Source organism: Enterococcus sp. S183_ASV_20, from assembly GCF_018919685.1.
GTDB lineage: Bacteria > Bacillota > Bacilli > Lactobacillales > Enterococcaceae > Enterococcus > Enterococcus faecalis.
In genome coordinates, this window is the sequence record NZ_JAHLRI010000001.1 from 233,125 (window position 1) to 247,553 (window position 14,429).

16 protein-coding genes are annotated in these 14,429 nt (G+C 33.4%); 4 read left to right on the top strand and 12 right to left on the bottom strand.

What is annotated here, in order from left to right; all coding sequences use genetic code 11:
* Positions 1-141: 141 nt before the first annotated feature.
* The 3 genes from KQI94_RS01125 to yqeK all read right to left on the bottom strand — a co-directional run bounded on the left by KQI94_RS01125 (position 142) and on the right by yqeK (position 1,801).
* Positions 142-987: a DUF4767 domain-containing protein gene (locus KQI94_RS01125; protein WP_002369236.1), complete on the bottom strand. Its 846-nt coding sequence runs from the start codon at positions 985-987 to the stop codon at positions 142-144.
* Between the two features lie 13 nt (positions 988-1,000).
* Entirely contained in the window at positions 1,001-1,132 is a 132-nt protein-coding gene (locus KQI94_RS16685; protein WP_002390434.1) for a hypothetical protein, read from the bottom strand.
* A 90-nt stretch (positions 1,133-1,222) separates the two neighbouring features.
* Complete coding sequence (yqeK, locus tag KQI94_RS01130; protein ID WP_002390435.1) at positions 1,223-1,801, bottom strand: bis(5'-nucleosyl)-tetraphosphatase (symmetrical) YqeK; 579 nt, start codon at positions 1,799-1,801, stop codon at positions 1,223-1,225.
* Positions 1,802-2,024: 223 nt separating this feature from the next.
* On the opposite strand from yqeK, the gene KQI94_RS01135 reads away from it, so the two are divergent.
* On the top strand, positions 2,025-2,930 hold the full coding sequence (locus KQI94_RS01135; RefSeq protein WP_002369233.1) for a polysaccharide deacetylase family protein: 906 nt from the start codon (positions 2,025-2,027) through the stop codon (positions 2,928-2,930).
* Positions 2,931-3,103: 173 nt separating this feature from the next.
* On the opposite strand, the gene KQI94_RS01140 is transcribed toward KQI94_RS01135, so the two are convergent.
* The 7 genes from KQI94_RS01140 to KQI94_RS01170 form a co-directional block, all read right to left on the bottom strand.
* Positions 3,104-3,520: a hypothetical protein gene (locus KQI94_RS01140; RefSeq protein WP_002360100.1), complete on the bottom strand. Its 417-nt coding sequence runs from the start codon at positions 3,518-3,520 to the stop codon at positions 3,104-3,106.
* A gap of 1,157 nt (positions 3,521-4,677) precedes the next feature.
* Positions 4,678-5,856: a tyrosine-type recombinase/integrase gene (locus tag KQI94_RS01145; RefSeq protein WP_002297659.1), complete on the bottom strand. Its 1,179-nt coding sequence runs from the start codon at positions 5,854-5,856 to the stop codon at positions 4,678-4,680.
* Positions 5,857-5,958: 102 nt separating this feature from the next.
* Entirely contained in the window at positions 5,959-6,270 is a 312-nt protein-coding gene (locus tag KQI94_RS01150) for a helix-turn-helix domain-containing protein (protein ID WP_002297662.1), read from the bottom strand.
* Positions 6,271-6,618: 348 nt separating this feature from the next.
* Positions 6,619-6,864, bottom strand: coding sequence for a helix-turn-helix domain-containing protein (locus tag KQI94_RS01155; protein ID WP_216454303.1), 246 nt, complete (start codon positions 6,862-6,864; stop codon positions 6,619-6,621).
* Entirely contained in the window at positions 6,858-7,259 is a 402-nt protein-coding gene (locus tag KQI94_RS01160; RefSeq protein WP_002297668.1) for a sigma-70 family RNA polymerase sigma factor, read from the bottom strand. Before KQI94_RS01160 ends, KQI94_RS01155 begins: the two co-directional genes overlap by 7 nt.
* Before the next feature lie 567 nt (positions 7,260-7,826).
* On the bottom strand, positions 7,827-9,662 hold the full coding sequence (locus KQI94_RS01165; protein ID WP_002369229.1) for a beta-galactosidase family protein: 1,836 nt from the start codon (positions 9,660-9,662) through the stop codon (positions 7,827-7,829).
* A gap of 171 nt (positions 9,663-9,833) precedes the next feature.
* Positions 9,834-11,096: a PTS transporter subunit EIIC gene (locus KQI94_RS01170; RefSeq protein ID WP_002330923.1), complete on the bottom strand. Its 1,263-nt coding sequence runs from the start codon at positions 11,094-11,096 to the stop codon at positions 9,834-9,836.
* A gap of 137 nt (positions 11,097-11,233) precedes the next feature.
* Here KQI94_RS01170 and KQI94_RS01175 point away from each other — a divergent pair, with 137 nt between their 5' ends.
* Positions 11,234-11,458, top strand: coding sequence for a hypothetical protein (locus KQI94_RS01175; protein ID WP_002360092.1), 225 nt, complete (start codon positions 11,234-11,236; stop codon positions 11,456-11,458).
* Positions 11,455-11,619, top strand: a complete 165-nt coding sequence (locus tag KQI94_RS01180; RefSeq protein WP_002298159.1) for a hypothetical protein — start codon at positions 11,455-11,457, stop codon at positions 11,617-11,619. Before KQI94_RS01175 ends, KQI94_RS01180 begins: the two co-directional genes overlap by 4 nt.
* A 93-nt stretch (positions 11,620-11,712) precedes the next feature.
* Here the strand turns inward: KQI94_RS01180 and KQI94_RS01185 are convergent, their stop codons facing one another.
* Both KQI94_RS01185 and KQI94_RS01190 read right to left on the bottom strand, forming a co-directional pair.
* On the bottom strand, positions 11,713-13,005 hold the full coding sequence (locus KQI94_RS01185) for an IS256 family transposase (RefSeq protein ID WP_002298157.1): 1,293 nt from the start codon (positions 13,003-13,005) through the stop codon (positions 11,713-11,715).
* A 273-nt stretch (positions 13,006-13,278) separates the two neighbouring features.
* On the bottom strand, positions 13,279-13,539 hold the full coding sequence (locus KQI94_RS01190; RefSeq protein WP_002313174.1) for a hypothetical protein: 261 nt from the start codon (positions 13,537-13,539) through the stop codon (positions 13,279-13,281).
* Between the two features lie 604 nt (positions 13,540-14,143).
* Here KQI94_RS01190 and KQI94_RS01195 point away from each other — a divergent pair.
* A partial coding sequence (locus tag KQI94_RS01195; RefSeq protein WP_216454304.1) for a transposase occupies positions 14,144-14,429 on the top strand: 286 nt, incomplete at its 3' end.

Here is a 14,429-nt window from a genome sequence, read left to right on the forward strand (position 1 = left end):
GCATAAAAATTTCCCATAAAAACATCCCCTACTCTGAGCACCTCTATCCCAAAAAATAGCACATAGGCAAAGGTAGGTTACTTATAAAAAGGTAAGCAACCCGCCTTTGCCTATGTTTAAGTAAACGATATATTTCCCCTATTACTGATTCAAAGTCCTTAAAACTTTATAATCACTATTTTGCACGAGTAAAACGCTACTTGGGTTATCGGGATAAGCAGCATTGCCATCAAATGATACAACAACAGTATTCGTACCAACTTTCGTGAATTGTGTGTATGAGCCCCCAGCACCGCCCGCGTTGGCAAAATGCAATGTCAACGTGTCGCCTTTTGTTTCTACCTCGCGCCAATTTGCCCGCTGATAGTTATGCCAGTCAATTTGAGTTGAAATTTCGTTTGCCGTGTTTTTATACATTCCTTCGTAAAAATCAATCGCTTCCTCTTTTGAAGACCACGGATTGACTGAAATATTTGGGATTTGTTCTTTAGTAATTGACGGGGCACCTACAATTTTTTCAAAGCCAGCCCTCAACTCTGCATTATCTGTTGCTCCAAAATACAGATAGCCATAAGGATCTCCTTGATTTTGCATCGTCACTAAAACTAAGGGCTGATTGTTAACGATGGTGAATAAATACAAATGCTTTTGCATTTCTGGTTGCGTTTCTGCATCAGAGTAAACAGCAACTAACGCATATCCATCCTTCACTTGTCCATTTTCAGACCATTCTAAATAAATGGGATGCTGACCAATCGCTGGTTGCATAGTAACATTTCCTACTAGACCATCAGGCGCTTGGACGCCATTAAAATTGATTAAATTTCCTGGTATATATTCTTTATACGTTTGGTTCATCCGTTGCCCCCAGTCAGCCATAAATTGTTGTAACTGTGCTTTTTTTTGCACAGACCACAACTGATTTTCAGTTTTAGTAGAAGCAGAAGAATTACTTTGAGTTGTACTAGATTTTGACTCCGTGCTCATTTGACTCGCTTGGCTACTGTTGTGCTTTCATTTCTGATGTTGCTGTCGGCTTGCTTGATTTGCTTGCAGTGCTATCACCACTTTTGTTGGAAGAACATCCTGATAAAATACTCAATAAAAGACCTATCAAGATTATTTTTTTCATTGGGAATCCCTTCTTTCTGACAAGAATACTGTACTACTTTTCACCTTTTCTCACCAGCAAAACTCGACTAAAAACGGCTATATTTATTTGTTATTTAATTATCAAATTAAGTTGATTGTAAGCATCCCATAACCAAGGATGCACGACTTTAATATCGTGTTTCAAAATATAATCGATATAGAAATATGCGGCATTTTCTAAAGAACAATTTAAAGCTTGTAATAAACCATCTAAGTATGGTGGCTTCCCTTCTTGATCCCATTTTATTTTATCAGCGACAAACAAAACTAAATCTATGTCCGAATAGTTTTTCTTCAATGTTGTATGGCATTCAATAGCTGATAAAATTTCATTGTCTTCAATACCAAAATCCATTTTCGCAATAGACTTAGAAATTTTTTGATGAATTATCATTGGAAAGGCCATTTCTGTTTCGTTTAATTCAATCCCATATTTTTGTGCGACACTAATTCTCTGATTATTTGGATAAACCGCAGAGATATCATGTAAATATCCTGCAATACTTACTTTTTCTGGACTAGTTAAATATTTTTCACCGAGTTGATAGGCATACTCTCCAACTTCCATACAATGATAATACGTCTTCTCACAGTTTTTACTCACTAAATATTGTTTAATTTCATTTTTCAACACCTGTTGATGATCCATTTCCACAGCCCTTTCTCATTCCGATTACTCTTCTAGATAAATAAATTATACTCCTTTCATCCTCTAGCAACCTTTTATTTTTTATTAAATAAACAACTAACTAAATTGAAAAAATTGAAACTTTTTGGTCCTCAAATTCGTCTATAACTAATAGGACGTTCAATTTTGTATAATGTGGAGGTGTATTTTTTAACTTTTTCATTAACCAAAGAGGAGTGAAAGTATGCGACATAAGAAAAGAAAATTCAAAATAAACGGGTATGTATTATTTAGTGCGTTAATCCTCATTGTTCTTGTTTTCATTCAAACGTTCCTATTAACTCAACCCAAGATAACAAGTAAAAATGATGATACTACGCAGACATCGACTAAAAATTCAACTGCAAAAAAAGATTCCCCGACCAAGTTAGAAAAGGAATCAACACACATGACTATTTCATCAAAAAAATATGCTTACTCAGCAGACAAAATCAGAAAATATATAACTGGAGAAGAACCTTACAAAGGTGAAAAATTAGTATTCTTAACCTTTGATGATGGCGTTAATAATCAAATAACCCCACAAGTCCTAGATACATTAAAAAAGTATAACGTCCACGCAACTTTTTTTCTTGTAGGAAATACCCTAACTTCCGAAAATCAAAAGATAGTGAAACGCGAAGTTGCAGAAGGACATTCAATAGGCTTTCATAGTTCAACTCATGATTATGCAACGTTATATCCAAACGGGATTGTCAACACTAAAGAAATACAAGCGGAAATAGCAACCATGGAGAACTCTCTTAAAAAAATATTGGGCGAAACATTTCAAACAACTCTCTGGCGATACCCAGGAGGTCATATGTCATGGGGAGGTACAGAAAAATCTGATGAATTATTCAAACAACTTGGCATCCATTGGATTGACTGGAATGCGATGGTTGGAGATGCGGAGCCGTTAGACAGACAGCCTACTACAGTCGCAGAAATGCTCGCTTTCCATCAACATTCACTTGAGGTTTATCCGGATTATAATATTAGAGTAGTCTTAATGCATGATTCAGTAGATAAGGAATTAACAAAACAAGCATTGCCACAATTAATAGAGTTTTATCAAGCAAATGGTTATCAATTTGGTGTCTTATATTAGAGCAACTCGGAGCACTAAAGGAAGTATTTCTGGTCTTAGTCAATGTTGATTTTTTGTTTAATTACACAAAAACGTCTCTATACTTTCTGATGTTGGTAAAAAAACTAACATCAGAAAGTATAGAGACGAAAAAAATAAAAATTTTTAGCCTTCTTTTTTATGACTTAACTATCCTATTTACCACCAAAATCACCATACACATTACCTTCTGCATCAGATATACGTTTACCTTCATCAACTTTTTTAAACTCTATTTTTTTCGTTTTTTTGTCCAATTGACCTATAATTTCATAGCTCTCTTTATTTTCTTGTATTTTAATATTTTTATATACCTTTTTTTCTGTTCTACTTGTTTTTTTTGTGTCTTCATTATTGGGATTAACTAAATATTCTTTTTCAAGCGTCATGGTTTTATCCTTGTTGAAAAAAATTGAACCTTTCGTTAGGTCTTCTTCTTTTTCAATAATCGTGGTGAGTATTAAAGGAAACGAACTGGCATTCAAAAGATTGCCGTTTTCTTTTTTGTTATTACTACAACCTACCAAAAACATGAAAAAAATAATACAACTAAAATACCCGATTTTTTTCATGATTACTCCCTCCTATTACATAAAGTTAGAATAGCTATTGTTCATTAATATCGACAATTCTTTGCGCCGGGCTTGAACCATTGGTAACGTAGCCTCCATAAGTACAGATATATCCTCTTATGTTTGGATCTTCTCCGTAGTCTTGCCAACGTTGAAGTTTTAGATTTCCTCTAAATTGACCATCATCATACCAATAGTAATTAGGTATACTTGCACCTTTTCTTATTGTAATGGTTTGGTAAATAAACTTAGTCGTTGTATTACTTAAAGAATAATTTGTATCAGAAATGAATTATCTCTTGGATCATAAGGTGGCACTTTTTCAAACTCAGGAAGTTTTCTCTGTATTTGTACTTCAGGAGTATTCGCAAAGTAATCTACTATCTTGACAGTTATTAAAAGAATCACTACCCTCAAAACTATAGCAAACATAAAAATTATTCCATTCTAATTCTTCCATAATTATCATGTCCTTTTACAATTAATATACTTATTTTATCGTATATATATTAAAAGGAAAAGAACACTATTTAAATAGCAAACGATTCTCAATTAAGTTTACTACTATTTTCTTGTATTCTTATAGCACCAACAGTCCTGCTATTTATTGGTTACTTGCTAAAATACTTATCTGTGTTCTTTGTATTTATTTCTTTTTGATTGAATATAAAAAACAAAAATCCTGTAACGATGACCTTAAATAATTAATTTGCCAATACTATCACCCCATTCTGCTTCTTCTCCAATTTCAACTGATATTGACAAACTAACGTAGTTTTTGTTTCTTGATCCAAGCACTTAACTGAAATTTCGGTTTTCAGTACTCCCTCTTTTTATCTTTCTAAATTTCCTCACACCTTCAATTTTCAAAAGATTTCTGAATCATTGTCCAAAAACCTAATTTTCACACTTATGTGACTTCAAAAAAAGTCAATGTTGATTTTCCACTTAATTACACAAAAAAACACCCTCTTGCTGAGCAAGAGGGTGTTCGTTTGTCGAATAGTAAAGATTAACGACGGATTTCTTTGATACTTGTGAAAAGTCTTTACAGTATTGATATAAAAGAATTTTTATTGCCTCTGACTACACTTTGACTAACCTATTAAAAAAATGTTTTTCAAGAATCCTGTAATACCAGTACTTTCACCATCTTTTTAACCTTCTAAAGAATTAAAAGCAGTCAGAGGCTTTAACTTTTCAGTTGATGTTAAATGGCGATATATTTTTGAGGTTGTACTGTCTGTATGACCTAAACGATCCTTTAAAACATCCCAACTGCAATACTCTGCCACTAAACTAGCCATAGTATGACGAGCCAAATGGGTGTGAAAATCTTTGTTAATTCCACATCGCTCTACACAACGTTTAACATGATCGTTTACATATTCACGACGATAAGGAACTCCACGCTTTCCAGGATCGAGATAAACAAATAAATAAGTTTCATCTACAACAAAATTACTATTTCTTTTTGTTTTATTTAATACATCAATTAATTCTTGTAATTTCTCCATTACTAATGGTGTGACGGGTACTCTTCTTGCAGAACTAACAGTTTTTGTAGTTTCTATTCGAAAATCTTTACTTTTTCCTTTTACTGCTGTCTGTTTATAAAACAAAATTTCATTTCGTTCAAAATCTATATCTTGAGGCTGTAAAGCAAGCGCTTCACTCACACGACACCCAGTATAAAACAAAACATGAAAAAGAACAGACATGGGTAACTCTTCATAAACTATCCCATAGTTTAAAAAAGCTCGTAATTCATCCACTGTTAAAAACTTATCTTCTAAACTGTTGACAGACTCTTTTAAATCTTTAAGAGATAACTGATATTTAGGCATTTTAACAAACTTCATTGGATTCTCATTTATCAAATTCTTTTTCTTACAATAATTAAAAACCATATTTAGAACCTGAACAAGAGATTGTAAACTATTTTTAGCATAACCAACATTAACGCCATCAATTCCCTTTTCTTTTAAAATGAAAAGGAATTTTTGTAGTTCTTCTGATGATAAACTACTTAATTTTTTACCACCAATCCATCGATTAAGTATTTTCACCTGTTCTTCTCGTTTATCATACGTTGCCACCTTTTGTTCGTTTAGTGATCGATAATATTCAAACCACTTTTGACTAACAACACTAAATTTATCATTACTAGCAAGCCTTTTTTGCTTATTTCTGTGTTGTTTTTCCATTTCAAGATAAGCAAGCTGAGCTTCACGTTTAGAATTAAAACCTCGTCTCGTAGTTCGAAAAGCCTGAAAGTACCAAGTAATTTTTCCCGTTGCAGTAATATGTTTTTTAAAACGACTCATATTTTCCATTTATTCTTACCTCCAATTACGAAGGAACCCAACAATCGGAAGTGCTTGAAAATCTTTCTATCTATGAAATAATTATACAACATGCAGACGAAAAGATAAATTCTACAATAATCGTAATAAACGAAACTGATCGCAAAAATATTCTTCATTTCCTTTTTTTACCCATTCTAAAATGTCATCTCTAAGGTAATGTCCTCTAATGCCAAACCAGCAGCTTGGAAAATCACCTAATTTTATAAGACGGTTTAAAGTACTATCACTTATTTGAAATTGTTCTTTTAAATCTTTATTCGTTAAAACTAATGGTAGTTGATTTATCCTCTTCATTTTATTATTAGAATCCTCTATCTTTTCTGGATGAAACAAATATTTTTCTAACTCTGATGAATTACTTTTATTGTTATTCTTCGACATGATTGTCTCTTCCTTTCTATTAACAATAATTAATCTATCAGCCACTTTTGTCAAAAGTACATAGGAATTTCACCTCTCCCCAAGTTTACGGCGAGCCTTACGGAAGTATCATTATTTCAACTTCAAATCATCGCTTTTTATTGACTATAAAAACTATTTCAGAATTTTAATCGCTCCTTCTTTACAATAAGAGATCATGGCGCAACTAAAATATGCTCCTTGAAGTGTTAACGTACTGATAGAATTTATTTAATTTTCAATGATCAATAGGTTTTCTAACTAAAAAACATATCTCTCAAATATTAGAAGATTCTTTTAGATAGCAAAAGTGGAAAGGGGACTTTTTAATTAGTTAACTTTAAATTTCAATATAGCCTCTATCAATTTAATTTCTAGCTGTCTTAGCATATATTCATCTACATAGGTAATAAATTGCCCCACCTCATTAAATCCATTTTTTAAACATAACTTAGTTATATAACCGTGGTAATGTTTAAGTATCATTTTGATTGAAATTGGGTCTTCTTTCAAAGTAGATAAGATAATAGATATAGGAACTAATGGGTAATGTTGGTTCCTTTGTTTGTCTACCATAAGCCATATTCCATTTTCAATTGTTCAACCGCTTTCGTTCGTTGATACCAGATACCACTTGTACTCATGTTGAAAATTTTACCGATCTCAGTATCATTAAAACCTGCAAAATAATAAAGTAAAACAATCTTTTTCCTTGTATCCGATAACTGATCAATTGCTGCTGATAACTTCTGATCTGAAATTAATATCTCCATTCCAAATAAGAAATAAACATCTTGCTCATCTAAATGAGTTTGTGAATACTTACCTTCATTTAAATCATTTAATGGTTCCTCATTTTCTTTTATTTTATCGTTTCGTTTTCGAATAGACTTAGCTTCATTGCGTAATACTTTTTTACAGTAGGCATCAAATTGGTGTTGTGTAGATATCTCATTGTTGTTTTGTTGCACGATCAATATGCTCCTTTATCCCCTTTCCACTAATACAACGATCAGAGAATACCTATTTTTCGAAAAACTAGAAGAAAATAAAGAAGATAATTGAAAATATCAATATAACAAAAAAGTCAGCATTCAATCCTAATTGTCTGATTGAATGCTGATTTTCTATGCTATACATGTAGCTTGAGTATTCCTTTTTAATTACTCACCAATAATCAATTAGGAATATTACTAAATTTGGAGTTATTTGTACTTGCTCAATTGATATTCTCAAATAACCTAGACTCTCATTTTTTATAGTTTCTTCGAAAAAAGCAATGTATCTGTGATGAATCTATAATTATACCTTTTATCAACGATCAAATGCTTAAATTATCTCTATCATTTAGGATGTTTATCGCGAATATAAGTCAATCTCAAAAGAAAGTGTAAATTATTCACTGCTTGAACCATAAATGAAAAGTAAAAATCATTCGAGACTTGTTGAGATAAATATTTGTGATGCGTTAGAATAAGTATTGAGATTTGGAAAAATCGCGACACATACAATGATTGGTTTGCTGCAATAAATTTAAACTAGCTGTCTATATGGTTATGGATATTTGAACCTATTTCAGAAAAATCATTAGTCAAAAGTTTCTTGACTATCGGTTGTCCACAAAAGATGAGCTCATTAATTTCTATCCCTTCCGTTTCAAAAATCACGATCTCATTTGTGCCTTTCTTCAAAAACTCTTTCGGACAATACAAGGAATGAATCGGTCCTCTTTGCCAGTAACGACCTAAATTGATACCGTTGACGATGACCACCCCTTTGCCATAGCTGCGGCAATCGATAAATGTATCCGCGAGGTCAGTCAATGTGAATTCAGCTTGATAAAAAGAAGGCTGGGCCGGATTTTTACCGGCAGTATAATCGATTTTTTTGAGTTGATCTGCTGACAATGTCAATGCATATTGCCGATAGCCTTGATGAAAATGGATGTCTTGCATGATTCCCCCACGAATGCCTTTCACTTGTGTCGGCCCATTCAATTTAAAGCCATAGTTCACTCGGCCTAAGTTCTCTACTAAAACATCTAGTTCAATCCATTCTTTCTCTGGCGTACCCTTGATCATCACTTCTTCCCTAAGGTTTTCTTGATATTGAATTGTCTGCAGGCTACCGTCTGCAAAAAGATGCAATCGGTCACTGGCCTCCACAACTTTGAGCTTATTTTCGTGATGATAATTTTTTAAGTTTACTGAATAAAGCATATACCCATAACCAGATTCTGCTTCTTCCATCGTTATTGGATACATCGTTTCTTGGGCCGTCATCATCTGGTCTTTTACCGCCAACAGTGAGACGCTGTTTTGCACAGGGAATGTTCCTAAAGAACCAAATGTTTTCCTGCGGGGCTCGGCTTGCCACACTTCAGGACATACTTCTTTAATGGCTCTTTGTACATGGAAGTATTTCTCAGTCGGCTCGCCAGCTTCCGTCAATAGCGCATCGTAGTCATAGCTAGTCACTTGTGGCAAATCCAACACACCACGAGCAGAACAACCATTATAAAAACCAAAATTGGTTCCGCCATGGAACATATAGAGATTCAATGAACCTAAGGCTAGCATATCCTTGACTTCATTAGCTAAATCTTGGCCATCACGCTTGATAATCGGTTCTCCCCAACGATTGAACCAACCGTCCCAGTATTCCATGCACATAATCGGCCACTTTTTGTCGTGTTTTGCCATAAATGCTTTCATCACTGTAGCGTTCTCTTTGGAATGACTGCCGAAATTTCCTGTCACGAAAACATCCTCTTCAATCAGTGTGCCCACATCCAGCACTTCTTCCCAAGCACCATCTGACGTAAATAACGGAACATCGATGCCAAATTCTTCCATCACCTGTTTTGTTTGCCGCAAATACTCTTTTTCCATGCCATAAGAACCATATTCATTTTCGACTTGCATCATGATGACTGGTCCGCCATGTGTCACTTGCAAAGGAACTAATTTTGGTAAAAGCACACTGAAATAAGTACGGACTTTTGCAATAAATCGTGGATCAGTTGAACGCAATCGCACGTGCTCTTTCAGCAACCAAGCAGGTAGCCCGCCGAATTCCCATTCCGCACAAATATAGACAGATGGCCGCAAAATCACCATCAAGCCAAGTTCTTGCGCCAATGACACAAAAGCAACGATGTCTTTCATGCCCTCAAAGTCATAGACGCCTTCCACTGGCTCATGCAGATTCCAAGGAATATAAGTCTCTATGGTATTCGCACCCAGTGCTTTCAAATTGTATAAACTATCTTCCCATTGTGCCGGTGTCATGCGAAAATAATGGATTGCGCCACTAATCAATTTAGTTGGTTTTCCATCTACCAAAAATTCTTCTTTTATCTCAAACGTTTGCATGTCTTCTCCTTCCTTAATATATCAAAAATGAGGCTTATCATACTTCTAATACACACTAACTACGACTTACTTAAAAATTATCCAATTTTCTTATTTGCCATTCTAACAAATGGCAAATAAATTAACGTGGTTAAAAATAAATTAATAATTGATAAAATAATTGATCTCCAATCAAATCCTGTCGAAAAGAATCCATATAAGACCGGTGGTATTACCCAAGTTACATTTTGTGTTACTGGAGAAACCCAACTTAAAATCTGTTACTAAATAAGCCACACTAGACATTACAGCAGGACATAACAAAAATGGAATAAATAAAATAGGATTTAATACAGTAGGTAATCCATACATTACTGGTTCACCAATATTAAACAAAACAGGCATAATTCCAAGTTTTGCAACTTCTTTATAATGACTATTTTTTGATACCCAAAAAATCGCAATTAATAAACCTAAAGTTGCATACCAGACAAACGATCCGTATGATACACTTGTCCAAACATAAGGAATAGTTTCATTGTTTTGATAAGCTTCTAAATTAACTAAAAGCGCTACTCCAAATACACCTTCCATAATAGGTGCCATAACATTTCCACCATGAATACCGAAAAACCAGAAAAATTGAACTAAGAAAGCAACTAATATAACAACAAAAAAACTTTGGGAAAGTCCTAACATAGGGCGTTGTAATATTTCGTAAATTACATCTGTTAAAATTTTTCCTGTAATTCTATTTAACAAAAATGTCAAAATAGCAATTATATAAAGAGAAACTAAAGCCGGAATAATTGATAAAAATGGTTTAGCGATAGCTGGAGGAACTGTATCAGGTAATTTAATTGTCCAATTTTTATTCATGAGTTTACAAAAAATAATTGAAGATAAAAAACCTATGATTATTGCGGTAAAATAACCATTTGAATTAATTTGTGTACCAGGCAACAATCCTGATATAGTCACATTTAAACTGTTACCTGTAACTGTTATTCCCTCAACATCAGTAAATAGTGTTGTTAAGTCAATATTATTATTATTCGATAAATTATAAGTTGAAGTCATAGAATTACTTATAGAAATAATAAATGAAGACAGGGCGACTAGTCCTGAAGACAAAGTATCTGTTTTATATATTTTAGCAATATTTACTCCTAAACAATAAATAAACAGTAAGGAAACAATAGAAATGCTTCCTTTTGATATCAAATTATTTATATCTACTAACCATTGAAAATAATCAGTAATCTTCTCATAGCCAAATTGCATAGGAAAATCTACTAAAAAAGCATTTAATAATATTGCAACCGAACCTGTCATTATTACAGGCATCGTACCCATAAATGAATCTCTTAACGCTACTAAAAATCGTTGATTCCCAATCTTAGTAGCTATAGGTAAAACTTTATTCTGGATTGTATTCATTATTTTCTCACTCATTATGATTGACTCCTTCAAAAAATAGTTAGAAAGCGCTATCTAATTATAGTATAGATTTTTTTGACCATTTGAACATGATAATCTATACTTAAAACATGGTATTTTCTTCATAGTTAGTTCTATAAAGGAGGATAATAATGGAGGATTTTTGGTATCATAATAAGTCAGTTTCTGCTCCAATTTCCCTTTCCCAATGCGGATATGAATCTTATCATCCCAATTCTTCTATTCGTAATTATATAGTTCAACAAAAATGGATATTTCATTATGTTTTATCTGGTAAGGGATTCTTAGAAGTAGAAGCTCAACATTTTGAACTTATAGAACACGATATTTTCTTTTTTTTCAAGGTCAAAAAGTGAAGTATTATACAGATAAAAAGGAACCTTGGACACTGATTTGGTTAGGTATACAAGGTGATAAGACTTCTGAATTTTTGAAAGAAACAACTTTACTAAATACTCATACAGTTAGCTTGACTAAGAATATAAATAAAAAACACACTATTGAAAATAGTATGTGAAAATAGAGAACTAATTGGGGTTTGTCAACTAAACTGTGGAAGTTAAATAGTTAAGAGTTTTTAACCACCATAATTCTCTCGGCTATTTTGAAATCAGATAAATTTTGATCGGACACATAGTTGAATAAACCTACCGTTGTTACGGAAGGTAAATCGCATACTTTTCATTCTAGAGGAGAAGGTCTCGTTGATCATTAACTGCTTAAGCACCATAGCCCAGTTTTGAATTCGACCACCTGACCACTTCGCGTGTAATTCTTTCGTGCGTAAATAAAGTAGTTTTAGGAGTGCATTCTCATTAGAGAACGCTCCTTTTTTTGTGACTTTTCTGAAGCTGGAGTGGACACTTTCAACCGCATTGGTAGTGTACATAATTTTTCGAATGGCACTACCATAATCAAATAGTTGTTCAACATGTGCAAAGTTCCGTTTCCAGACATCTACAGCACCAGAATAATGAGACCACCGATTTTGAAAACTGCCAAAAGCAGCATGTGCAGCGTTTAGAGAAGAAGCACCGTAGAACTTTTTCATATCTCGGCAGACTTCCTTATAGTCCTTACTTGGAATATAGCGCAATGCATTTCGAACAAGATGAACAATACAGCGCTGAACAATTACCGATGGAAAGATCGCTTTTGCGCCTTCTTCGAGGCCAGAAACACCGTCCATCGAAATGAAAAAGACATCTTCGACACCACGTGCTTTCAGTTCATCAAATACTTGCATCCAGCGATTTTTAGATTCTGTTTGATTTAACCATAATCCTAAAATCTCCTTATTTCCTTTGAGATCATAGCCAAGAATGGTGTATACAGCATATTCTTTGGCTTCATAATTTTCTCGTAAAGTAACATACATACAATCAACGAATAGAAAGGCATAACACTTTGCTAGGGGGCGGGCTTGCCATTCTTCCAATTCAGGAAGGACAGCGTCAGTGATATCTGAAATCATTTCATGGGAAATATCAAAGCCATAGATAGCTTCGACGGTTGCGGCAATATCTCGTTGACTCATTCCTCGTGCATACATGGAAAGAACCTTCCCTTCGATGTCGGAGACATCTCGTTTTCTCTTAGGAATTAACTCTGGTTCAAAGGAAGCTTCCCGGTCTCTAGGAACATCAATAGCTACTTCACCAAAACTGGTTTTAAGCGTTTTAGTTCCATAGCCATTTCGACGGTTATCGTGTTCCTTAGGCTCTTTAGAATGGGCATCATAACCTAAATGATTATTCAATTCTCCTTGAAGCATTTTTTCAAAAAGGGGCCCAAACACATCTTTCAAAGCATCTTGCATGTCATCGACAGATTCAGGTTGATAGGCATTCAGAATGGATTCAGCTAACTTTTCGGCATCAGGATTTCTTTTCTTTCTAGCCATCGTGTAATCACCTCTTGATCTTATTGTAGAAAAAGAAAAACCGCGAAGCAACCACCTGCCTAGGATTAATGGTTACTTACACGGTTTACATTACACTCTCATCATTAAAAAAGTATCTTTCGATATTACTAAAAAATGAAATTATCTATTTGAAATTTAAATCTGATAATATATTGAGTGTTCCAATGAGGGCTTTGATCCTATTATCCATATCTTTTTCAGTTTTAATATTGATACACATTATAAGAAAAAGAAACTTTTGGTTAATTTATTTCATCCCAGTGCAAAATATAAAAAAGTAAAATAGACCATAGGCAATAGATTAACAATTAATATAATACAAGCAAATATTCTATTCATTGTATTTCTGCTTTCAAAAAGTTCTAATATTGAAAGTATAATTCCACAAATGCCTATAATAAGTATGGGAATAAGATTAGAAAATAACACCCCGAGCCAATCTGTGAAAATTACTATATTTACTAATATCCCTATTAACATACCTATCATATTTATTAAATCAATTTTTTTCATTAGATATTTCTCCTTTATTAAATCTGAAGTACTTATATTAAAATAATTCTAAACTATTTACCTCAAAAAGTGCAATAAATTATTTCTGAACAATAAAATGATAGTCAAAACAAAAAAATATTGTTAATCGTTCAGAGCCATCCACCATTTTTACAATTAATGTATTCATATAAACTATTTACGATACTATAATAAAAGCATTATAGTTATTTATAAATAATTAAAGCAACTAATAATTCATTCAAATCGCCTTTGTTCGCTAGAGTCTTTAGAATTTCTGTAGTAAAATCGTTCATATGGAAGTCCTCTTTTCTGTGAATGTGTTGTGGTAACTCTATTCTACAGAAGGGACTTCCTTTTTTCTATTTACACAAAATATTTTACACTCTCAATTGAAGAATTTCATCTATTGGAATGGCAACACTTTTTTTGACAAAAATTATAAGGTGTTGTGAATGCTGCGGTGTTATGGCTCCGATTGCCCTTGACAATGAGCATCCTCGGATCTGATTTTCTCCGGCAGAAGCACTGGATAGGCTACAATTAACTAGACAGAAAAATTAAGGTGTGTAGACTAGAAGAAAACATACCAGGAGGAATTTTTATATCTAAGAGAACACGAAGAACTTTTTCACAAGAATTCAAGCAACAAATAGTCAATATTTACTTAGCTGGAAAGCCACGTGTAGAAATCATTCGAGAATATGAACTAACGGCTTCAGCATTTGACAAATGGGTAAAGCAATCTAAAACGAGTGGTTCATTCAAAGAAAAAGATAATCTTACGCCTGAACAAAAAGAATTGTTAGAACTACGTAAAAGAAACCAGCAATTAGAAATGGAAAATGATATTTTAAAGCAAGCAGCGCTGATATTCGGACGAAGAGACA